Annotated in this window: 19 protein-coding genes; 10 read left to right on the top strand and 9 right to left on the bottom strand. The window is 40.0% G+C overall.

Annotation, left to right across the window (positions count from 1 at the left end):
* The first annotated feature begins 133 nt into the window (after nucleotides 1-133).
* The gene (locus CMT41_RS10220; protein WP_057181198.1) at nucleotides 134-1,264 is read left to right on the top strand and encodes a pyridoxal-phosphate-dependent aminotransferase family protein; all 1,131 of its coding nucleotides are present in this window, start codon (nucleotides 134-136) and stop codon (nucleotides 1,262-1,264) included.
* A 146-nt stretch (nucleotides 1,265-1,410) separates the two neighbouring features.
* Here CMT41_RS10220 and CMT41_RS10215 read toward each other — a convergent pair whose 3' ends face one another.
* From CMT41_RS10215 to CMT41_RS10175, 9 genes are all read right to left on the bottom strand, one after another.
* A complete protein-coding gene (locus tag CMT41_RS10215) occupies nucleotides 1,411-1,830 on the bottom strand; it encodes a VOC family protein (protein ID WP_058027183.1) in 420 nt (139 codons plus the stop codon).
* Between the two features lie 179 nt (nucleotides 1,831-2,009).
* Nucleotides 2,010-2,669 carry an endonuclease III gene (nth, locus tag CMT41_RS10210; RefSeq protein ID WP_057181196.1) on the bottom strand — a complete coding sequence of 220 codons (660 nt, stop codon included), beginning with the start codon at nucleotides 2,667-2,669 and terminating at the stop codon, nucleotides 2,010-2,012.
* Nucleotides 2,670-2,763: 94 nt separating this feature from the next.
* On the bottom strand, nucleotides 2,764-3,564 hold the full coding sequence (locus CMT41_RS10205; RefSeq protein ID WP_083494264.1) for an electron transport complex subunit E: 801 nt from the start codon (nucleotides 3,562-3,564) through the stop codon (nucleotides 2,764-2,766).
* On the bottom strand, nucleotides 3,554-4,222 hold the full coding sequence (rsxG, locus tag CMT41_RS10200; protein ID WP_057181348.1) for an electron transport complex subunit RsxG: 669 nt from the start codon (nucleotides 4,220-4,222) through the stop codon (nucleotides 3,554-3,556). Before rsxG ends, CMT41_RS10205 begins: the two co-directional genes overlap by 11 nt.
* 86 nt (nucleotides 4,223-4,308) lie before the next feature.
* The gene (gene rsxD, locus CMT41_RS10195) at nucleotides 4,309-5,370 is read right to left on the bottom strand and encodes an electron transport complex subunit RsxD (RefSeq protein WP_057181195.1); all 1,062 of its coding nucleotides are present in this window, start codon (nucleotides 5,368-5,370) and stop codon (nucleotides 4,309-4,311) included.
* Between the two features lie 70 nt (nucleotides 5,371-5,440).
* Entirely contained in the window at nucleotides 5,441-7,675 is a 2,235-nt protein-coding gene (rsxC, locus tag CMT41_RS10190; protein WP_057181194.1) for an electron transport complex subunit RsxC, read from the bottom strand.
* A 6-nt stretch (nucleotides 7,676-7,681) separates the two neighbouring features.
* Nucleotides 7,682-8,251: an electron transport complex subunit RsxB gene (rsxB, locus tag CMT41_RS10185; protein ID WP_057181193.1), complete on the bottom strand. Its 570-nt coding sequence runs from the start codon at nucleotides 8,249-8,251 to the stop codon at nucleotides 7,682-7,684.
* 1 nt (nucleotide 8,252) lies between these two features.
* Entirely contained in the window at nucleotides 8,253-8,834 is a 582-nt protein-coding gene (gene rsxA, locus CMT41_RS10180; RefSeq protein ID WP_057181192.1) for an electron transport complex subunit RsxA, read from the bottom strand.
* Between the two features lie 361 nt (nucleotides 8,835-9,195).
* Nucleotides 9,196-11,100, bottom strand: a complete 1,905-nt coding sequence (locus tag CMT41_RS10175; protein ID WP_057181191.1) for an EAL domain-containing protein — start codon at nucleotides 11,098-11,100, stop codon at nucleotides 9,196-9,198.
* Nucleotides 11,101-11,655: 555 nt separating this feature from the next.
* On the opposite strand from CMT41_RS10175, the gene rimP reads away from it, so the two are divergent.
* From rimP to CMT41_RS10130, 9 genes are all read left to right on the top strand, one after another.
* Nucleotides 11,656-12,111, top strand: a complete 456-nt coding sequence (gene rimP, locus CMT41_RS10170; RefSeq protein ID WP_057181190.1) for a ribosome maturation factor RimP — start codon at nucleotides 11,656-11,658, stop codon at nucleotides 12,109-12,111.
* Between the two features lie 49 nt (nucleotides 12,112-12,160).
* Complete coding sequence (nusA, locus tag CMT41_RS10165; RefSeq protein WP_058027182.1) at nucleotides 12,161-13,657, top strand: transcription termination factor NusA; 1,497 nt, start codon at nucleotides 12,161-12,163, stop codon at nucleotides 13,655-13,657.
* A gap of 21 nt (nucleotides 13,658-13,678) precedes the next feature.
* Nucleotides 13,679-16,348: a translation initiation factor IF-2 gene (gene infB, locus CMT41_RS10160; RefSeq protein WP_057181188.1), complete on the top strand. Its 2,670-nt coding sequence runs from the start codon at nucleotides 13,679-13,681 to the stop codon at nucleotides 16,346-16,348.
* A gap of 227 nt (nucleotides 16,349-16,575) precedes the next feature.
* On the top strand, nucleotides 16,576-17,004 hold the full coding sequence (gene rbfA, locus CMT41_RS10155) for a 30S ribosome-binding factor RbfA (RefSeq protein WP_057181187.1): 429 nt from the start codon (nucleotides 16,576-16,578) through the stop codon (nucleotides 17,002-17,004).
* 3 nt (nucleotides 17,005-17,007) lie between these two features.
* Nucleotides 17,008-17,955 carry a tRNA pseudouridine(55) synthase TruB gene (gene truB / locus CMT41_RS10150; protein WP_057181186.1) on the top strand — a complete coding sequence of 316 codons (948 nt, stop codon included), beginning with the start codon at nucleotides 17,008-17,010 and terminating at the stop codon, nucleotides 17,953-17,955.
* Between the two features lie 228 nt (nucleotides 17,956-18,183).
* A complete protein-coding gene (gene rpsO / locus CMT41_RS10145) occupies nucleotides 18,184-18,453 on the top strand; it encodes a 30S ribosomal protein S15 (protein WP_057181185.1) in 270 nt (89 codons plus the stop codon).
* A 382-nt stretch (nucleotides 18,454-18,835) separates the two neighbouring features.
* On the top strand, nucleotides 18,836-20,953 hold the full coding sequence (gene pnp, locus CMT41_RS10140; protein ID WP_057181184.1) for a polyribonucleotide nucleotidyltransferase: 2,118 nt from the start codon (nucleotides 18,836-18,838) through the stop codon (nucleotides 20,951-20,953).
* 115 nt (nucleotides 20,954-21,068) lie between these two features.
* Entirely contained in the window at nucleotides 21,069-21,983 is a 915-nt protein-coding gene (gene nlpI, locus CMT41_RS10135) for a lipoprotein NlpI (protein WP_083494263.1), read from the top strand.
* 60 nt (nucleotides 21,984-22,043) lie between these two features.
* Complete coding sequence (locus CMT41_RS10130) at nucleotides 22,044-23,609, top strand: hypothetical protein (protein WP_232300069.1); 1,566 nt, start codon at nucleotides 22,044-22,046, stop codon at nucleotides 23,607-23,609.
* Nucleotides 23,610-23,621: the final 12 nt, after the last annotated feature.

Raw genomic sequence — 23,621 nt, 5'->3', positions numbered from 1 at the left:
CTATTTGATTGATATTTATCAAGTGAATAATTAGGATAAGGATGATTTATTCTACTTATGGCTGGTTTTAAAGCATGATAAAGCCAGTGATAAATTTTACATTATTTTATAATGAAACCTTTGAGAGGCGTACATGACAATCCAATCTTTTTTTCCACCGCAACGTACTTTAATGGGTCCAGGACCATCAGATGTGAGTCCCCGTGTTTTATCTGCGCTGGCAAGGCCGACCATAGGACACCTTGACCCTTGTTTTATCGGTATGATGGATGAAATAAAAGAATTACTGCAATATGCTTTTCAAACTAAAAACAACTTTACCATGGCGGTATCTGCTCCCGGCTCTGCCGGTATGGAAACGTGTTTTGTTAACTTGCTGACGGTAAATGATACTGTGGTTGTTTGTGTTAATGGCGTATTTGGCCTGCGCATGATTGAAAATGTTAATCGTATTGGTGCCAAATTGGTGGTTGTTGAGGGAGAATGGGGCAGAGCGGTGCAACCATCTGCTTTAGAGGCAGCTTTACAAGCCAACCCACAAGCCAATTTTGTCGCCTTTGTTCATGCAGAAACTTCAACGGGGGCGTTATCAGATGCCAAAGCGTTATGCGCTATTGCCAAGCAATATGATTGTTTAACCATAGTTGATGCGGTGACATCACTTGGTGGTGTTGAACTTCGCGTTGATGAATGGCAAATAGATGCCGTGTATTCAGGTAGTCAAAAATGTTTATCTTGTGTTCCTGGTTTATCACCGGTGAGTTTTAGTGATAAAGCCGTCGCGGTCATTCAAAATCGCAGCACGGCTGTGCAAAGTTGGTTTTTAGATCAAACACTGGTAATGGGCTATTGGTCAGGAGCAGGTAAACGCAGTTATCACCATACCGCCCCGGTTAATTCTTTATATGCCTTGCATGAATCATTAGTGATATTACAAAATGAAGGCTTGGAAAATAGCTGGGCTAGACATAAAGCCATGCATGATAAATTAAGTGTTGGTTTAAGGGATTTAGGGCTAGATTTTATTGTGCCAGAATCCGAGCGCTTACCGCAGCTTAATGCGGTAACTATTCCTCAAGGTGTTGATGATGTCAAAGTACGACAGTTTTTATTAAATGAATATAATTTAGAAATTGGCGCAGGTTTAGGTGCTTTTGCTGGTAAAGCATGGCGTATTGGTTTAATGGGCTATGCGGCACGTAATGAAAATGTTGTCTTGTGTTTAGCGGCGCTAAAAGAAGCTTTAAAGCCGGAGAGACAGTAGCCACATAAGCAGTAAGCCAGCCATATAATGCTGCTAAAACTGTTGAGCTAACTAAAAAGCCCGCTACTGAACTTTGTCGGTAGCGGGATTTGTTCTTTATTCATCGCTATCAGTACTCGCTAGGGTATTGATTTATGGGTAACCGTTTACCAACTGCCGCTGTTTTTCATGCTTAACCACGGCTCTTGCGGCGCTAAAGCGCCATTTTTTTGCAATAACTCGATAGCGATACCATCGGGTGAGTTAATAAAGGCCATACGTCCACAACGTGGCGGTCTATTAATAGTTATGCCTGCGTCTTGTAATTTTTGACACGTTTTATATATATCATCGACTTCAAAAGCTAGGTGGCCGAAGCTGCGTCCTGCAGAGTATTCTTCAGTAGAGCCCCAGTTGTAAGTCAATTCAACCTCTGGGCCGCCGATTTCGGTGGCTAAATAAACTAAGGTAAATTTACCCGCGGCTACTTCACTGCGTCTTGTTTCAATTAAGCCAAGTTTATTGATATAAAAATCGAGTGATTCATCTAAATCACGGACACGTACCATGGTATGTAAAAATTTCATAAGGCTCTCTACTTTTAAGGTTAAGTTCGGTCTAAAGGCGTTTCCAATTCCAATTGAAGCCTGCACTTTGAAGTCTGTACTTTGAAGTCTATACTTTGAAGTAACAATGGTATATCGGTATATCACCTCGCTAAACCGAGTTAATTGGCATTCAACGTGTTGTTTATCAATAGCCGCTATCAGCTGGTCTTTTCTTTAAACTCACATAAATCTTCAATGATACAAGCGCCACATTTAGGTTTTTTCGCGGTACAGATGTAACGACCATGCAAGATGAACCAATGATGTAAGTTAAACATAAACTCTGTTTTTCGTGGTGTTAGTTTTATTATATTGGCTTCAACCTGGTCAACATTTTTACCTGGAGCATATCTAGTTCGGTTAGCAAGCCGATATATATGAGTATCGACAGCTAAAAAATATTTGCCTTCATTATCTTTTAGCCAGCCAAAGGCGGTATTTAATACCACATTCGCCGTTTTTCGACCTACCCCTGGTAATGCTTCTAATGCCGCTCTATTTTCGGGTACTTCACCACCGTGTAAGTCCACTAACATTTGACAAGTTTTTATGGTATTAGCGGCTTTGGTATTAAACAAACCAATGGTTTTGATATAGCTTTTTAAACCATCAAGGCCTAGGTCTAAAATAGCTTGTGGTGTATTGGCAACAGGGTAGAGCTTATCGGTGGCTTTATTGACACCAACATCCGTTGCTTGTGCTGAAAGTAATACGGCAATAAGCAGTTCAAACGGGCTAGAAAAGTTTAATTCTGTCGTTGGCTCTGGATTCTCATCACGCAGCCGCGTTAACATTTCTAAGCGTTTCTCTTTATTCATGGCTTTGCTCTTCTCTATTTCTCTTTACTGTCTTGGCTGCTTGGTGATTTGTTATTGATTGTTCTTTATTAATGGCTCTTTAATAATATTGGCGCTACGAGTCAAAATTTACCCGTACTCGTTCAATAACTAGGTCAGTATCGGCCACTTCTTTAGCTTTTATATGGCTATCAATGGTGTTTTTAAGTGCAATTAAAAACCCCATGGCGATAAAGGCTCCGGGTGGTAAAATCGCAAGTAAGAACTGACTATCAAGTTGCATCACTTCAATTCGAAGTACACTTGCCCAGTCACCTAGTAATAAGTCTGCGCCATCAAAGAGGGTACCTTGCCCTAGTACCTCTCTTATTACGCCTAATATAATTAATATAATGGCGAAGCCTAGCCCCATCATAAGTCCATCAAAAGCGGATTGTTTAACCGGATTTTTTGACGCATAAGCTTCTGCTCGACCAATAATGGCGCAGTTAGTGACAATCAACGGCAGGAAGATGCCTAAAGATTGGTAAATACCATAGGCATAGGCATTCATCAGCAATTGCACACAGGTGACAAAAGCGGCAATGATCAAGACAAAAATGGGTATACGAATTTCTTTAGGTACCCAATGGCGGATTGCCGATACAGTAACATTTGAACAAACAAGTACCAGCAGTGTCGCCAAGCCAAGACCTAGGGCATTAGTCACAGTTGACGTTACTGCCAGCAAAGGACACAAACCAAGTAGTTGTACTAAGCCAGGGTTATTTTTCCATAACCCTTGTAGGGCTAATTCTTTATATTCTGCTTTAAGATCCGCTGCGGCTTGTGATTTTTCAGCCGCTTTTTCCTGCTCATCCAGGTCGTCAGCAATATCCGCTGCCTTACTGTTTTGTGGGGCTATATCATTGCTCATTTTCAGCCTCATGCTTTATGGGGGTCGATGTTGATTTTAGTTTATCTTCGCCACAAGCATTAGGGCGAGTTAATAAACTTGCTTTATTTTTAGTAAAGTAAATTAGGGTATTTTTAACCCCGTCTACTATTGCACGTGGGGTAATGGTCGCTCCGGTAAATTGATCGAACATACCATTATCTTTACTTACCGCCCAGCGGCTATCGTCTTCTGACAGCATGCGTTTACCGGTAAAACTGGTAATCCAGTTACTTTTTCTAATTTCAATTTTGTCACCTAAACCAGGGGTTTCTTGGTGTTTGAGCACTCGAACACCACTGACACTGCCGTCATTGTTGATCGCCATAATAAAATCAATGTTGCCATTGTAGCCTTTTGGTGCGGTACTGGTCATGGCCACCGCAATGACTTGTCCAGCTTTTCTAGCGATATAAGCCGTGTGGACTTTATTTATGCCTAGCTCAGGAGCACTTATCATAATACAGTCATTGGCGATGTCATTGTCATAACGACTCGGCTCTATAATGCTATGTAAGGTCTTTAATAAATATATTTGCTCTTGTTGTTTTATGCGTTCTTTAGTCAGTTCGCTGACTAAACCCACAGCAAAAGTACAAGCGATGGCAAAGAGCGCAAGAATTTTTGTGTTTTTAGAGATGGCAATAGTTAGAGCAGATTTTTCCACGACATTTTTAGTCGGCTTAGTGCTGCTTTTTTTGGGGATATCATTATCTGAATTAGACATCACTTATCTCCCTTTAGGTGACCATAAGTCCGCGGGCGAGTATATTGATCAATCAAGGGCGCCGACATGTTACAGAGTAAAATAGCAAAAGCAATACCATCAGGATAGCCACCAGCGGTGCGAATTAAATAGACTAACAGTCCAGCAAGTAAACCAACGATGATACGACCTTTAGTACTGGTAGCGCCAGTAACCGGGTCGGTTAAAATAAAGAATGCCCCGAGCATGGTTGCGCCAGAAAACCAGTGAAACATAGTGGAAGCACTGCTATCAGGGCTCATACTATAGCCGATAAAAGAACAGATAAATAAACTGATTAAAAAGCTAACCGGTGTTTGCCATGCAATGGCTTTTTTAAAGATAAGAAAAAGCCCACCCAATAAAAAGCCAGCATTTATCCATTCCCAGCCTAAAGCGAAATTATCACCGAACACTGGATTGTTAAGACTTTCCAATACGGTCAAACCTTGGTTAATGTTTGTTTTAAGGGTATCAAGGGGGGTTGCCATGGTGATACCGTCAAGGGTGTTACGCACTTGTTCTACTGAATAACCTTCAACGGTAAAGCCCGTTAAAATGGTAGTTAAGGTGTTGGTAAAATTTAAATCAACAGCCACTAAACTCAAGGGTGGTTGCCAGAGTGTCATCTGCAAAGGAAAAGACACCAACAACATGACATAACCAGCCATGGCAGGGTTGAATGGGTTATGACCAAGGCCACCATATAGCTGTTTAACAATGACAATGGCAAAAATCGTACCAATAACCGAAATCCACCAAGGGGCTAATGCCGGTAAACATATACCGAGCAATAAAGCGGTTAATAAGGCACTACCATCGAGTAATTCATGGGCAATAGGTTTTTTACGCAGTGACAGCACGGTAAATTCACAAACCAGTGCCGTTATCATGGCTATGCCAATATGAATTAAATTTCCCCAACCAAAGAAATACCATTGAGCTAAAATGCCAGGCAGGGTGGCGTAAATAACCAAACGCATTAAATTAGGTGTTTTTGTTTGGTTATGGTTATGTGGTGAACTTGCTATCCAAAATGCCATTATTTATGTCGACTCGTCGGGTTGTTTAGCTGATAATTTTTATTCAAGTTTGTTTTTTTGTTACTCATGTTTAGCCACTATCTTGGTCGTTATTTTTGACGGTACCGGCAAGATTGCGGGCTTCTTTTAGTTTTTTCTTTGCTTTAGCTTTCGCTATGGCGGCGGAAATTCTTATTTTTTTATCGGCCGCAGCATTGGCTTTACTGTCGCTTTCATCTTTACTTTCAACACGCACTGCTTTGATTTTCTCAAGGTGAATATCTTCTGCCGTTGTTATTGGCGTTTCTTGGTTGGCTTTTTTTGCCAGCGCTTTACTTTTTGCTTTAGCAATTGCGGCAGCTATTTTTGCCTTTTTATCCGTTAAATTGACTGCTTTTTCAGCCGCTGTGCTTTCTGCCAGGTTTACTGACTTAACAGCGTCAGCAGCTTTACTGAGTTTTTTTGCTTTTGCTTTAGCAATAGCAGCGGCAATTATTGCTTTTTTATCATCATTGCTTGGTGGTTGAGACACCTCAAGTTGTGCCGTTACTGTTTGCTTAACCCCTTCATTAGAGCTTATGGGCTTATTGGCCGCTTCTTGTTTAAGTATCCTCTTCGCTTTGGCCCTAGCAATTGCGGCTGCTACTTCCGTCTTTTGCTCATCAACCGGGTTAGTTGCCTCAGTTGCTAGCTCATTACTCTGTGCTAGGTTTTTTTGTGCCTCTGCTGTACTGGCTTGGCTTTGACTTTGACTTTGAGCGGCTTTTTTAGCTTTTACCCGTGCTAGTGCTGCTGCGACGGCTGATTTTGCGCCGGTCGCTTCTGGTGTCGCTATATTCATTGCTGCTTTTCGTGCCGCGGCCGCTTTTTTATGTTTTTCTTGGCGGGCTGTTTTTTCTTTTTCTAACCGTAAATTACGGGCTTCAAAGCGAGTTTTTGCCTTTTCTGCTTTTAAATCTAATTGTTGTTGTTGACGTATTTCAGCTTTAGCAATACGGTAGTAATGCACCAGAGGAATTTGACTTGGGCAAACATAAGCACAGGCACCACAATCAATACAATCACTTAAATTGAGTTTTTCTAACTGTGGGTAATCTTTAGCTTTGGCGCTCCACTGCAACTCTTGCGGGAGTAACTGACTTGGGCATACATCACTGCATTGACCACAGCGAATGCATTCAACTTCTTTACTTTCTTTTTCAAAAGCACTTGGCATTTCTGTTTTACTGGGCACTAAAATACAGTTACTGGTTTTAACTATCGGGACTAGCTCACTCGATACACTAAAGCCCATCATAGGGCCGCCCATTATCACTGGTTGCTGCTCATTTTCGATGGCTTGTACATCACATTGTTTCAGCAAAAAGTTAATTGGCGTGCCAAGTAACGCCCATACATTTTGTGGTTTATTTAACGCTTGTCCAGTGACAGTAACCACACGACGAATCAAGGGGATGTCATGTCTAACGGCGTCATTAATAGCAAAACAGGTGGCAATATTTTGCATGACAATGCCGGTATGAATCGGCAAACGACCTGAAGGAACTTCTTGGCCGGTTAATATTTGAATAAGTTGCTTTTCACCACCTGCAGGGTATTTAGTTGGCACAACACAGACTTTTATTTTTTCAATAGCAGCAGTTGCTTGTTGTAGCGCTTTAATTGCTTTGGGCTTGTTATCTTCTATGGCAATTAAAATAAAATTAGGGGTTAACAACTTATCGAGAATTTTAATGCCATCGACGATGGCGTTACTTTGCTCCATCATTAACAAGTCATCAGCGGTGATATAAGGCTCACATTCCGCGCCATTGATAATGAGGAAGTTAATATCAGTTTTACTGTTTACTTTGATATGTGTTGGAAAACCTGCGCCGCCCATCCCCGCAATACCTGCATCAGCAATTTTTTCAATTATTTCACTGTTCGATAACTGCTCGATATCGGCACACACAGTTTTTTTACGCCAGGTATCTTCACCATCTACATCAAGAAATACACACAATTGACTTAAGCCAGAAGGGTGGGCTATGACTGACATTTTTATGGCACTGATAGTACCACTGGTCGGTGCATGAATTGGCACCACCATAGGGTTGGTACTTAAGGTTAGGGCTTGCCCTTTTAATACTTTATCGCCGATTTTAACCAGTAAATCACCTTCACGGCCAATATGCTGTTGTAGCGGGATGATTAACTGTTTTGGTAAAGCCAGTTGTTTGATAGGTTTACTTGCGGTTAGCATTTTTTGTTCAGGAGGATGAATGCCGCCATGAAAATCCCAAAAATGGCCACGGGTGATGCGCTCTATAACTGATTCCACCATACTCTCCTAATCCAGTTGTTTTACTGGAATACTGGTTAAATCCCATTGCCAATTATGAATGGTATCTGGCAATTCACGCATTTCAATGCAATCTACCGGGCAGGGGGCGACACATAAATCACAGCCGGTACACTCATCTATGATAATGGTATGCATTTGTTTTGCTGCGCCAATAATGGCATCAACAGGGCACGCTTGAATGCACTTTGTACAGCCAATGCAATCTTCTTCAATAATAAAAGCAACTTTAGGGCGGTTACTTGCTGTTGTGTCACCTTGGACATGGCTTTCATCAAGGGGCTGCACTTCAACCCCCATTAAGTCAGCGATTTTCTTTATGGTATCTTCACCACCAGGTGCACATTTGTTGATGGCCTCGCCATCAGCAACCGCTTGCGCGTAGGGTTTACAACCAGGGTAACCACATTGACCACACTGTGTTTGTGGAAGAAGATCATCAAGTTGCTCAACAATGGGATCAGCATCCACTTTAAAGCGAACAGAGGCATAACCTAATAGCGCACCAAATATGGCAGCAATACTACCAAGCACAAGAATGGCAAGAAGAATATTCATGTTAAATCTTCACCAAACCGGTAAAGCCAAGGAAAGCCAATGACATTAAACCAGCGGTAATCATCGCAATGGCAGTGCCTTTAAAAGGTGCAGGGACATCGGCATTCGCTAGCTTCTCCCGCATGGCAGAGAACATTATGAGTACTAATGAAAAACCCAATGAGGCACCAAAGCCATAAATAATGGATTCAAAGAAACTATGTTGTTGTCTTAAGTTTAATAAGGCCACACCTAATACCGCACAGTTTGTGGTGATAAGCGGTAAAAAAATACCGAGTAATCGATAAAGGCTAGCACTGGTTTTATGGACCACCATTTCAGTAAACTGCACCACGACAGCAATCACCAAAATAAAACTCATGGTTGTTAGGTATTCAAGGTCGAGGGGCACAAGCAGATAGGTGGTTACTAAATAACTTAATAGTGATGCTAACGTCATCACAAAAATAGTGGCGAATGACATGCCAATAGCGGTTTCAGTACGTGAAGAAACCCCCATAAAAGGGCACAGGCCAAGAAACTGTACTAAAACAAAGTTATTTACAAGTACAGTACCAACGAGAAGTAACAGGTAATCAGTCATTTACTTTAAAGGTCATTAGGTTATTTATTATCATAGTACCGCTATTATCCGTGTTTTTATCCTATATAACAACACATCAGCAGTAGGGGTATTACGCTTTATATAGCCGTTAGCAATCAAGGTGCATGTTTCAGAGCGCTAGCGCTATTTCAATTATATTCATTAGGAAGTGATAGCAACGCCGCAGTGATATAACTCTAGCGCTTATTTGACGGATTTTAACTCACTTTATACCGCGTTATATAATCAAAGCATAGCATGACACTCGTTAAATTTACTTACCTAGAGTCAGGTAAATGTCCATTGAAAGTTGGCATTTTTCCTGTTAACGGGGATAATACCTGCTGGTGCTTTTTTATTATTATAGTGGTGTAGGCTTGCCCACGTAATAACCTTGGCAACCATCTATAAATAGTTTTTCTAAAGTATGTTTTTCTTCTTGGCTTTCGACACTTTCTGCCAGGACATTAATACCGAGCCTATGGGCTAGATCAACCATTAAACGTAGGAAGTATTGGTTGTTTTTATCGTCATCGATATCACGTGTATAAGAGCTATCCATTTTAATAAAGTCAGGGGTTAAATCTCTAAAAAACTTAAAGGAGGTTAAACCAACACCAAATCGCTCTACTGTTACTCTAGAGCCAACACGATGTAACATGTCTACTAAACGTTTAGCTGTCTTTATATTTTGCTGTAGTCCTAACTCAGATATTTCAAACACTAATCGAGGGGCAATACCCGGTTCACGTAGTAATTTACGTTCAAGCCAAATCATAAAGTGTTCATCATTTATGCTTCTAGCACTAAGATTAATGCCATAGCTACTATCGAGCATGTTTTTACTGGTTATCACTTTAATAGCCGTTTCAATAATCAATCTATCTATTTGGATTATTTTATCGAGTTTTTCGGCCATGGCGATAAAAGTAGCAGTAGGTAACATGTCATTGTTAGCATTTAGAAAACGCGCTAAAATTTCTCCATAGACACGGGTATTACGGCCACTAGGTTGGATTGGTTGTACTAATAAATTAATGCGCCCAAATTCTAATACACCATCTATCTCTTGTCGCCAATTTTGACTGCCAAAATTAGCGCTGTTATCGGTTAAAATATTGATATTGGTTTGTGAGTACCATGAGTTCGGTTTTTGTGTTTGAGCAACACTGACGCCTGTGTCTGCTAAGGCTAATAATTCACCCAAAGGTTTAGACTTATCAAAATAAACTAAACCAGTAAAAGCGACGGAGTCTAACTCATTAATTTGCTGGTAATCATTAAATTTAAGGGTTAATTCGCTGGCATATTGTTCCGCCGACTTTAACTGCTCGTTGGGTAATATGGTGGCGAAGTCGGAACTATTTAAACGGAAAAGTTTACCAGCAGGCCGAGTTACTAATGCGCTTTTGATTATGTCGGCAACTTTTATAATATAGTTGTCACCTGAGTTATAGCCATGTACCTGATTAATGGTCTGCAGTTCAGAGCAGCGAGTGATCAGCAGCACACCAAATTTAACCGGACTTTCTTGTACTATTTGTTTTTCATAAAACTGCACAAACCGGTTGCGATTCTCAATCCCAGTTAAACTATCAACATGTGCTTCTATTTCTAGATTAGTGGTGTTTTTGAATTGCTCGGTCATCATAGCTCGAATTTCGGTGATGCCTTTTTTTAATGCCGGGATCTCGAATAACTGCTCATTATCATTTTCTTGGGTGATAAAATCCGCGTCATTAATCTTGGCTAATTCGTTACTGATTTGTTTGCTAATTATACCAAAAATAATCGACTGTAATTTATAATTCAGTTGTGCCGAGATAAATACAAAAATAATAGCTAATACCATAACGCCGATAAATAATTGTATTAGAAAATCAATTATGCCAGTAAAACCTAGCTTATATTGAACTTGCAAATTTAGTTTACCGGTAGAGACTGTTTTTCGTTTCGTTAAAACAATATTGAGTGGTGGTATTTGTTTACTCTGAAAACTAAATAATACTGTGGCATTATTTTTGATAATTAATGTTTGGTAATCTGTGCTGGCTGTTAAAATAGTAGCGAGCTTTGCTGCTATTTCTTCTATAGACTGCTCATTGCTAACAAACTGCTGACTAATGGTTTGTATGGTTTTTTTATGTGCTTGAGTTTGTTTATCTATATAGAGTGTTAATAAAGAAAATGCGATAACCACGAAGGCTATAATAAAGGTTAATGCGAATAATGCATTTTTGATAAATAACTTAGAATACTTATACATGATGAAATTAAATGCTCCGTTTAAATCCTATCAAGAGGGGGGGTAGTACTTCTTATTAGCAGTGCAATTTCTTTATAAGAAACGATAGCTATATTATAGGGTCAATACTAACATATTGTAAAATATAAATTAATTTTAGATCATGTTTTAACATTATTAATAGAGACTGACTATAGTAAAAGAATATACTTTTCTAATCGATAATGCTTAATGTCTCTTGCGCTTACTAGCGCACCATTATATAATTTGTCATAATAGAACTTAGTAAGATGTCACTGGATAAACCCGCAAATTTTGTGTTGTTTATATTCTTATTAATATTATTGATAGTCCTGCTATTAATAACCTGATTAAACAGCGTCACTTGTTTAATCTAGGGGGAAAACAGTGGAATAAGCCCCTGATTTGGGGTTTTTTGTTTTTTATAGTGGGCAATGTCGCTAATAAAAATGAATACGGCAAAATTTCGCTGGGCTATATGCCCTTTTTTTATATCTAAAATTTTAATTGTACTGCTCATGAATTTATCATGGGGAGAGTAACAGGAGAAAACGCTTGGCTAAATTTGAGCAAAAACTAACTGATTTATTAAGGCCTGCAGTTGAGGAAACTGGTAAAACCTTGCTGGGCATTGAATTTATCAGTGCAGGTAATAACTCTGTTTTACGTTTGTTTATTGACCATGAAAATGGCATCAATGTTGATGATTGCGCAGAAGTAAGTCGTCAAGCAGGTGCATTATTAGATGTAGAAGATCCCATTAGCAGTGAATATAGCTTAGAAGTTTCATCACCAGGTGTTGATCGTCCTTTATTTGAATTAGCACATTTTCAAGAAATTATTGGTGAAACTATTAACGTAAAGTTATCGTTACCTTTAAATGGTCGTCGAAAATTTAAAGGGCCATTAATTGCCGTAGATAAAGACACCTTAATAGTGGAAGTTGATAGCATTGATTACGAACTTGTGTTCAAGAACGTAGATAAAGCGAACCTTGTCGCAAAGTTGTAAACGTTAAATATATTTGATGAAAATTAACATAAATTAAAGGCTAACTAGCATGAGTAAGGAAATATTACTGGTTGTTGATGCGGTTTCTAATGAAAAAGCATTACCGCGAGAAAGCATATTTGAAGCGATGGAAACAGCTTTAGAAACAGCTACTAAGAAAAAATACGAAGGTGACATTGAAGTACGTGTTGCTATCGACCGTGTTACGGGAGAGTTTGAAACTTATCGCCGTTGGTTAATTATTGATGATAAGGGTGAGTTGTTAGAAAACCCTTATGCTGAAATTACATTGGCAGCCGCTCAATATGATGAGCCAGAATTAAATGCCGGTGATTATGTTGAAGATCTAATTAAGTCAGTAACGTTTGACCGTGTCACCACACAGACAGCTAAGCAAGTTATTGTTCAGAAAATCAGAGAAGCTGAACGTGCTTTAATTGTTGATGCTTATCAAGACCAGTTAGGCGAAATTGTTACCGGTGTTGTTAAAAAAGCCAGCCGTGACAGTGTCATTATTGATCTAGGTAATAATGCGGAAGCAGTAATCTATCGCGATGATATGTTACCACGTGAAACATTCCGTCCAGGTGATAGAGTACGTGGTTTATTATATGAAATTAAACCAGAAGCACGTGGCGCTCAATTATTTGTCAGCCGTACTAAACCGGAAATGTTAATTGAACTTTTCCGCGTTGAAGTACCTGAAATTGGCGAAGAAATGTTAGAAATCAAAGGCGCCGCTCGCGATCCTGGTTCTCGTGCTAAAATTGCCGTTAAAAGTAATGATAAGCGTATTGACCCTGTTGGTGCGTGTGTTGGTATGCGTGGCTCACGTGTACAAGCCGTCTCTAGCGAGCTAGGCGGTGAGCGTGTTGATATCGTTTTATATGATGACAACCCTGCCCAATACGTAATTAATGCTATGTCACCTGCGGAAGTTGACTCAATTATTGTTGATGAAGACAAGGGCACTATGGATATTGCCGTTGAAGAAGGTAATTTAGCCATGGCCATCGGCCGTAATGGCCAAAACATTCGTTTAGCGAGTCAGTTAACTGGCTGGGAATTGAATGTAATGACTGTTGCTGACATGAAAGAGAAACATCAGGCAGAAAACGATAAAGTATTAAATTTATTTATTGATAAGCTCGACCTTGATGAAGATTTCGCGGCATTACTTGCCGATGAAGGTTTTACTTCATTAGAAGAGATTGCTTATGTACCAGTAGCTGAAATGCTAGATATAGATGGTCTCACTGAAGAAATTGTTGAACAGTTACGTGAGCGTGCTAAAGAAGCGTTAACTACCCAAGCGCTAGCGAGTGAAGAAACGTTAGAAGGTGCAGAGCCTGCACAAGATTTACTTGACCTTGAAGGGTTAGATCGTCATTTAGCTTTTGTTTTAGCAAGTCGCGGTGTTCGCACCTTAGAAGACTTAGCGGAACAAGGTATCGATGAAATTAGCGATATTGAAGAATTAACTGAAACCAAAGCGGGTGAGCTAATCATGGCTGCACGTAACATTTGTTGGTTTAACGAAGAATAATAACACCGGAGAATATTATAGATGGCAGATATAACTGTAGCAGAACTTGCCAAAGAAATCGGAACACCGGTGGATCGCTTAGTCAGTCAGTTAGCTGACTCAGGCGTGAAGAAATCGGCTGCCGATGCTATTTCGCAAGATGAAAAAGAAGCCTTATTAGGTCACCTAAAAAAACAACATGGTGACGATTCGGCCGCAAATCCGAGCAAACTTACGCTAAACCGTAAAACAAAATCTACGTTGACCATGGGTCATGGCTCTAAAGCTAAGTCGATCAATGTTGAAGTACGTAAAAAACGTACTTATGTAAAACGTAGTGAATTAGAAGATGAAAAATTAGCTAAAGAAGCTGCACAAGCAGAAGCACAAGCCGCTATTTTAGCTGATACTAAAGCTAAAGTTGATGCGGATGCTCAAGCAAAAGAAGCTGAAAATGCTAAAGCAGTGGCCGTAGTAAAAGCTGAAGTTGAAGCTGAACGTAAATCAGCAGCTAAAGTTGAAGCTGCTGCAAAAGCAAAACAAGCCGCGGTTGATAAAGTAAAAAATGCTGAGAATGCTCCTGCTAAAGTGGTAGAAACAGAAGAAGCAAAAAACCTTCGTTTAGCCCAAGAAAAAGAAGTTGCCGCTAAAATTGAAGTTGAAGCGAAAGAAGCCAGTGAAGCGGCTAAAAAATTAGCAGAAGAAAATGAAGGTCGCTGGAAAGAGCAAGAAGCTGAACGTAAAGCGAAAGAAAAAGAAGTGGTTCATGTAACTTCTTCTAAATACGCACAAGAAGCTGAAGATAAAGGTGATGCTGCCGATGAAACTGCCGGTCGTCGCCGTAAGAAGAAAAAACCAGCCGATCGTAATGCCCGTGGTCGTAATGCCCGTGGTCGTAAGCAAGGCTTGTTAAGCCCACAAAGTTTACAACATGGTTTTACTAAGCCAGTTGAAACAAAAGTACAAGACATTCGTATTGGCGAAACAATTTCGGTTGCTGAACTTGCCAATAAAATGTCGAAGAAAGGTGCTGAAGTCGTTAAAGCTATGTTTAAAATGGGCGCCATGGCAACCATTAACCAAATTATTGACCAAGAAACGGCGGCATTAGTTTCTGAAGAATTGGGTTTTAACGTAGTACTTGTTAAAGAAAACGCTTTAGAAGAAGCAGTATTGGCCGATCGTGATAATGCCGGTGAAGCGGTAACTCGAGCTCCCGTTGTTACTATCATGGGTCACGTAGATCATGGTAAAACATCATTACTTGATTATATTCGTAAAGCAAAAGTAGTAGATACTGAAGCCGGTGGTATTACTCAGCACATTGGTGCTTATCATGTAGAAACGGGTCATGGCATGATCACTTTCTTAGATACACCAGGTCATGCTGCTTTTACGGCAATGCGTGCTCGTGGCGCTCAAGCCACGGATATTGTTATTATTGTGGTCGCTGCCGATGATGGTGTTATGCCACAAACCATTGAAGCAATTCAACATGCTAAGGCATCTGATGCGCCAATTATCATTGCCGTTAACAAAATGGATAAAGAGTCAGCTGATCCAGATCGCGTTAAGAGTGAGTTATCACAACACGATGTGCTGTCAGAAGAGTGGGGCGGTGAGGTACAATTCTGTCATGTATCAGCAAAAACTGGCTTAGGTATTGAGGAGTTGCTTGATGCAATTCTCCTGCAATCAGAAGTATTAGAGCTAACGGCTGTTGTTGACACCATGGCAAGTGGTGTGGTCATTGAGGCTAGATTAGATAAAGGTCGCGGCCCTGTTGCCACAGTACTTATTCAAGAAGGTACCTTAAAACAAGGCGATATCGTACTGTGTGGTTTAGAATACGGTCGTGTTCGTGCCATGCGTGATGAAAACGGTGACGCGATTAAGTCAGCAGGACCCGCTATACCGGTAGAAATCATTGGTCTGAGTGGTGTACCCATTGCAGGTGATGAAGTTACCGTTGTTAAAGATGAGAAAAAAGCCCGTGAAGTTGCCTTGTTCCGTCAAGGTAAATTCCGTGATGTGAAACTTGCTCGTCAACAAAAAGCTAAACTTGAAAACATGTTTGCTAGCATGGCATCTGGTGAAATTTCAGCAGTGAACGTGGTATTAAAGGCTGATGTACAAGGGTCATTAGAAGCTATTACCGATTCATTATTGAAACTTTCTACCGATGAAGTAAAAGTTAAAATTATTGGCTCTGGTGTCGGCGCTATTACTGAAACGGATGCCACACTTGCTGCAGCATCAAACGCTATAGTGATTGGCTTTAACGTTCGTGCAGATGTACCTGCCCGTAAAGTGATTGACTCGGAAAATATTGATTTACGTTATTACAGTGTTATCTACTCATTAATAGATGAAGTTAAACAAGCCATGAGTGGTATGTTAGCGCCAGAATTCAAGCAAGTAATTCTTGGTCTTGCCCAAGTTCGTGACGTATTCAAATCACCTAAAATTGGCTCTATTGCTGGTTGTATGGTTACTGAAGGTCTTATCAAACGTTCTGCGCCAATTCGTGTCTTACGTGAAAACGTAGTTATTTACGAAGGTGAACTTGAATCATTACGTCGCTTTAAAGACGACGTACAAGAAGTTCGTAACGGTACTGAGTGTGGTATCGGTGTTAAGAACTACAATGATGTCCGTGTCGGCGACCAAATCGAAGTATTTGAAACGATTGAAGTTAAACGAACGCTGTAACTTTATATTTTTGCAAATTACACCGATAGCATCATCGGAAGTACTCATTGACCTGTGTCAACTCCGTGCTTCCTCTATGCTCGCAACGTAATATGCTTTAATCTAAAGCAACAGAGAGTTAAATACTTTTAAAAGGGGCTTATGCCCCTTTTGTGTTGATAATTTATAACTAATTAATAAACCAAGAAAGCTGCGAATTGTGAGTAACAGCTTCATAGGAGTATACGATGGCTAGAGAATATGCCCGTACTGACCGAGTTGGTCAGCAAATCCAAAAAGAAATCGCCGTTATTTTAATGCGCGAAATTAAAGATCCACGTTTAAGCATGACCACAGTTTCTGCGGTTGAAGTAACACGCGACCTAGCTTACGCTAAGATTTTTGTGACGTTTATCAACGATAATGCTGACGAAATTAAGGCCTCGCTTAGCGTTTTAGCTGAAGCTGAAGGTTATATTCGTTCATTATTAGGTAAACGTTTACGTGCCCGTATAATGCCGCATTTACGTTTTGTTTATGATAGCTCCATGAAAGAAGGTGTGCGTATAGGTGCCTTGGTTGACAAAGCGGTTGCTAGTGATAAAAATAAAGATAAACAGGCGGATAACTCAGCCGTGGACAGTGAAAAAAATAATGATAGTGAGCAAGGCGACTAATACATGGCTAAACGTAGAAAGGGCCGCCCGATTAATGGCGTATTGTTATTAGATAAGCCTTATGAAATGTCATCAAACCATGCTTTGCAAGCGGTTAAACGCATCTTTTTTGCTCAAAAAGCAGGGCACACCGGTGCATTAGATCCATTGGCAACAGGCATGTTGCCAATTTGTTTGGGTGAGGGCACTAAGTTCTCACAATTCTTGCTTGATACCGATAAAACCTATCAAGTCACAGCCAAGCTAGGTATTCGTACCACCACCAGTGATGCCGATGGTGAAATTGTCAGTGAAAAAGCGGTTAACGTTTCTGATGAACAGTTAGCCGCAGCTTTAGATAGCTTTCGCGGCACCACTAAACAAATACCTTCTATGTATTCAGCACTTAAATACCAAGGCCAGCCTTTGTATAAATATGCCAGAGAAGGTATTGAGGTGCCACGAGTAGCGCGGGACATTACTGTTTATAACCTTGAGTTATTACGTTTTGAGCATGATGAAGTTGAATTAAATATCCATGTATCAAAGGGTACTTATATTCGCACCATAGTTGATGATTTAGGTGAACTGCTAGGTTGTGGCGCACACGTAGCTGACCTTAGACGCTCTGCCGTGGGGAATTATCCCATGGATAAAATGGTAACCCTGCCTCAGCTTGAAGCCTTACTCGAACAAGCGAATGAAGAAGAAATAAGCCCATCAGAGTTACTTGACCCCTTATTGCTGCCGATGAATAGTGCTGTAGATGGCATGCATTGTGTTTATGTTGACGATATGTCGGCAAATTTCTTACGCCATGGTAACCCTGTGCAAGCTCATAATTCGCCAAGTGAGGGTTGCGTGCAAGTGTATATCGGTGAAGATGAGAACGATGTTAACGCTGAATTTATTGGAGTAGGTTTTATCGATGATGATGGCTTACTCGCACCTAAACGTATCGTTGTTGTATAAAAGCGCTTCCTTGTATAGCGTCTTTGTTCTATAGGTGATAAGACAGGTTTTGGTACGTATTACAGTTGTTAAACTATCGAGGCAGTAATGTCTTGCTTTTTAATTATTCGCTGCTAAAATACGCGCTCTTTCGTCATCAAGGCTAAATTAGTGTTTGGCTTGATGCGTTTTTTAATTACCTTTAACTCAATAATATTGAGGGAAGGGTTAACACACTAAGGATTTTTTATGTCTTTAAATGCTTCACAAAAAGCTGCAATCGTTGCAGAATATGCTCAATCAGAAGGTGACACTGGTTCTCCAGAAGTTCAAGTTGCTTTGTTAACTACACAAATCAACCACTTACAAGGTCATTTTAAAGAGCACATCCATGATCACCATTCACGTCGTGGTTTATTACGTATGGTTGCCCAACGTCGTAAATTACTTGATTACTTGAAAGGTAGAAATGTTGAGCGTTACGGTACATTAATCGGTAAATTAGGTCTACGTCGTTAATAGCAACTTGCTAACGAACGTAACTTATAAGATTTAAAAAAAGGAGCCTTTGGCTCCTTTTTTGTGCTCTGCCGTTAACACGATTAAAAATAGATAATAAAATGTCAGTTAATCTGTGCTTTAAGGTAATAATTGCGCTTTGACGCTAGCATTCACCTGCTTACTTAGTATAATGTCGGTGAAAATATACCTATGCTGTTCTTCGAATAAATCTAAAACTGCATTGATGTTTTTTCTAACACCAACCAATCCAAACTGTATAATTTTTTGTTCAACTTAGTAGCATATTTGCTGTCATGTATTTGGCCAAGATACTTAGTGAATAAATAATTGTACAGATTGGTAAATGATATTAATAATGAAAATTAAGGAAATTAATTAGATGCTAAATCCAATTACTAAAAAATTTCAATACGGTAAACATACTGTAACACTTGAAACGGGCGCTATTGCTCGTCAAGCTTCTGGTGCTGTAATGGCAAGCATGGATGATACCTGTGTATTAGTCACTGTTGTTGCTAAAAAAGAAGCGAAAGCAGGGCAAGACTTTTTCCCGTTAACAATAAACTACCAAGAGCGTGCCTACGCTGCGGGTAAAATTCCAGGAAGTTTCTTTAAACGTGAAGGTCGCCCTTCAGAAGAAGAAACACTGATTGCACGTTTAATTGACCGTCCACTTCGTCCGTTATTCCCAGAAGGGTTTATTAACGAAGTACAAGTAATTATCACGGTTATTTCTGTTAACCCTGAAATTGCCCCAGACATCATTTCATTAATTGGTGCTTCTGCCGCTCTTGCTATTTCAGGTGCACCATTTAATGGTCCAATTGGCGCAGCACGTGTTGGTTATGTTGATGGTCAATACATACTTAACCCACTGCAATCTGAATTACCAGAAAGTAAATTAGACTTAGTGGTAGCCGGTACTGATAACGCGGTATTAATGGTTGAGTCTGAAGCTGATGTATTATCTGAAGAAGTAATGCTTGGTGCAGTAATGTACGGCCATGAGCAAATGCAAACAGTGGTTACGGCCATTAAAGAATTTAAAGCTGAAGTAAACACCCCAGTATGGGAATGGTCTGCACCCGTTAAAAATACTGAGTTATTAGCCAAAATTGCAGAGTTAAGTGAAGCACAATTAAACGAAGCTTACCAAATTACTGAAAAAGCGGTTCGTTATGAAAAAATTACCGAGATCCGTAACTCTGTTGTTGAAACTTTATTAGCACAAGATGCTGATCTAAACGTGCAAGAAGCAAAAGATTTATTCCACGATTTAGAAAAAACGGTTGTACGTGGCCGCATCATTGATGGTAGCCCTCGTATTGATGGTCGTGATCCTGAGTCAATTCGTGCCTTAGACGTAATGACGGGTGTTTTACCAAGAACTCACGGCTCTGCGGTATTTACTCGTGGTGAAACTCAAGCATTAGTTACTGCAACACTGGGTACGCAACGTGATGCCCAACGCCTTGATACCTTAATGGGTGATAAAACTGACCCATTTATGTTTCATTACAACTTCCCTCCATACTGTGTAGGTGAAACTGGATTTGTTGGTAGCCCTAAACGTCGTGAAATTGGCCATGGCCGTCTGGCGAAACGTGGTATGTTAGCGGTTATGCCTACACTAGAAGAATTCCCGTATGCTATCCGTATTGTTTCTGAAATCACTGAATCAAATGGCTCCTCTTCAATGGCGTCAGTATGTGGTGCTTCATTAGCCTTGATGGATGCGGGTGTACCCATTAAAGCTTCTGTTGCTGGTATTGCGATGGGCCTGGTTAAAGAAGGTGACAAGTTTGTTGTGCTTTCTGACATCTTAGGTGATGAAGATCACTTAGGTGATATGGACTTTAAAGTAGCCGGTACCACAGGTGGTATTACTGCCCTGCAAATGGATATTAAAATTGAAGGTATTACTCAAGAAATAATGCAAATTGCTTTAAACCAAGCAAAAGCTGCACGTACTCATATTTTATCTGTGATGGATGAAGCTATTTCTGGACACAGAGATGATATTTCTGAGTTTGCACCACGCATTCACACCATGAAAGTAAGCCAAGATAAGATTCGTGACATTATTGGTAAAGGTGGCGCGACTATTCGTCAATTGACGGAAGAAACCGGTACTACCATTGAAATTGAAGATGACGGTACTATTAAAATAGCGGCAACTTCAAATGAACAAGCACAAGATGCGATTAACCGTATTAAGGCATTAACCGCTGAAATTGAAGTAGGTACACTTTACACCGGTAAAGTAGTACGTATCGTTGATTTTGGTGCTTTTGTTAATGTATTACCAGGTAAAGACGGCTTAGTACACATTTCTCAAATTTCTGAAGAGCGCGTTAATAACGTTAGCGATGTCTTAACAGAAGGTCAAGAAGTGAAAGTTAAGGTACTAGAAGTTGATCGCCAAGGTCGTGTTCGTTTAAGTATCAAAGAAGCTATTGAAAAGCCAGCTGCGACAGAAACACCTGCCGCTGAGTAACTTTCTCAGTAAAAAATATTTACATTTGATTAAGTAAAAAAGGAGCCAATTGGCTCCTTTTTTGTTTATAATGAATTAATTTATATTGTTAGTCATTTATTTATAAGGCATTTCTGTGCATTCACTTGTTAAAACTACTCTTCTAATATTACTGTTAAGTAGTACGCTGCTGACGCAAGGCTGTGCCTCTAGTCAAGGAGCTGATAATAATGGACCTTTTTCGATAATGAATAATCTGGTCATTGCCGAGCCGTTAGCGATTAACTTTAAAAGTGAAATAGCCATCGCGCGTTTATCTGAAGTGATAAATAGGGCCAAGATACCGGATGAACAAAGAGCACAACTTTTTTATGATCGTGGTGTCTTGTATGACAGTGTTGGCTTACGTTCGCTGGCAAGATTTGACTTTTCCCATGCCCTACAATTAAAACCTGACTTAATTGACGCTTATAATTTCTTGGGTATTCATTACACCCAGTTACAAGAGTTTGCCCAAGCTTATGAAAAATTCGACTCCGCCTTAGAGTTAGCGCCTGGACATGAATATGCCTATTTAAATCGGGGCATAGCCCTTTATTATGGTGCTCGACCTGAGTTAGCTAGCCTTGATTTTAAAGCCTTTCATCAAAAACAGCAGGATGATCCGTATCGTCTATTGTGGTTGTATTTGACTGAATATGAACTGGACCCTATTGCAGCAAAGCAGTCATTAAAACAGCGGGCAGAATTAGTTGCGGATAGTACCTGGGCGAAGCAGGTGATATTCCTTTATCTTGGCGAAATATCTCAAGGAGACTTTGTTAAAGGCTTAACAAAAAATGTTCGCTCAAATAAAGAGTTAACTGAGCGACTATGTGAAGCTTATTTTTATTTAGGTAAGTATAACCAAGCCTTAGGCTTTCGGGGCAGTGCGGCTAACTTCTTTAAACTGGCATTAAGTACCAACGTTTATGAATTTGTTGAGCATAGATACGCTAAGCTTGAATTAGATTTAATGCGTACTAAAAAAACTACGAATACTCAGCCTTAATTTATTAGCGACTCAATGCGTTTCGATAAAATCTATTGTTATATATTACTGTTGAGCTTGATGATATCTTTGTCATCAAGCTCATTTTTTTTAGCTGATTATTTAACTCAGCAATTGCATAAAAATAATTACCATGCAGGGCAGTTTTCCTACGCATTAAAGCATGACTACATTGCCGCGCTAACCATTGCCGAAAAAACAGCGAATATTGCTAGTACTCATTGGTTAACACTGAACCAAACCCTAGCCAAAAGCCAAAAAAACGCGGCATTAAAGCTTGCTTATTGGTATCAAAAAAAAGCTCAACAAGAAGATAATATCGCTCTAGTGACCACGGCTATTATGTGGTTTGAACAAGCAATTCGCTTACAGTCGCAACAAGCCATGGTCGCGCTTGCACAGTTATATTTTCAACAAGGTAAGTTTGCCCTAGCACAAACGACATTAGGGCAATTGCCAGCAATGATTAACAATATTAACTTAGCTGAAACTCACTCAGTTTTAGCCATTAAAATAGCCGTCTCTTTAGGCGATGTGGCTCTGGTGAAGCAGCTAGTAAATTCTACGGTGTTTAAGCAAGAGGCTAATAGTAAAATTCAGCCTCTATTAGCGCAGCTAGATAAATATGCGGTCATCAAAGATAGCCCATTACTAATAAGTAAAGTTAATGGCCAAGTCCAACTGCCCTTTGAAGCGTTATCAAGTTGCATTACCAGTTTACAACTTTTTGCGACTAATCTGGAGCACTTAAAGCACCTTGAACAGCTGATTAATAGCTTTAATGAGCAGCAAGTGCTGGCACAGTATGTGTGTTTGCCAATACCGCGCTACATTAGCCGCAAACGTCTTGATTGTCAGGCACATGCACAGCAAGCTATTTATTGTAATGAAGCACATTGGCAAAGTGTCGCCAAGGACGTGACTAGCCGGCATATAGGTTTAATGCTTAACGAAGGTGGTGCCAATGTCCATTTAGGAATTCTCTATTTTGATGTCGAGGATAATGCGGATGTTTTTAGCCATGAAATAAGCCATTTGCTCGGTTTTGTTGATGAATACCCCTTAAGTAAAAACCATGATAAATGCCAAGGAGTACAGCATAAACCCTTTGCCCATAATATTGCGGTATTGGCCAATTACTATCAAGGTGAACGGAAACAGGTCAGAGCCAGGGTATTAGCCGAGGTAGCATGGGCCAGTAAAATAAAAGCCAGTACACCAATTTTACAAGCCGTTGATGAAAATTTCAACGAGAAAATAAAATGGCGTTTAGGTACGCCGATAGCATTTAAAGAGCAAGTTGGCCTCTATTTGGCCGAAAGTTGTCAACAGTCTAGTACGGGCAAAGCCTTATCAGCAAGTCATGTTGCGCCACGTTATTCAGCTTTTAAGCCGTTAAATCGGCGTACACAACTAAGATATTTCGCCAATGAATTTCCTCAAGAATACCTGAATATATTAAAAGCAAAACCGTTTGCCTATTTGATGCCGAGTTTTCATTACAATATTGCCTTAGCTTTATACCAGCAAGGTGATATTGTTGGCGCAAAGTTCTGGTTAGCGCAAGCGGCAGTATGGGAAAGTGAAGCGTTAAGGAAAGCTCGGATATTATCAGGCAGCTTTTAATCCAGGCTTTGC

The organism is Colwellia sp. MT41 (assembly GCF_001444365.1).
In the GTDB taxonomy this organism is placed as follows: Bacteria; Pseudomonadota; Gammaproteobacteria; order Enterobacterales; family Alteromonadaceae; genus Colwellia; species Colwellia marinimaniae.
This window is presented reverse-complemented; position numbering and strand designations above follow the sequence as displayed.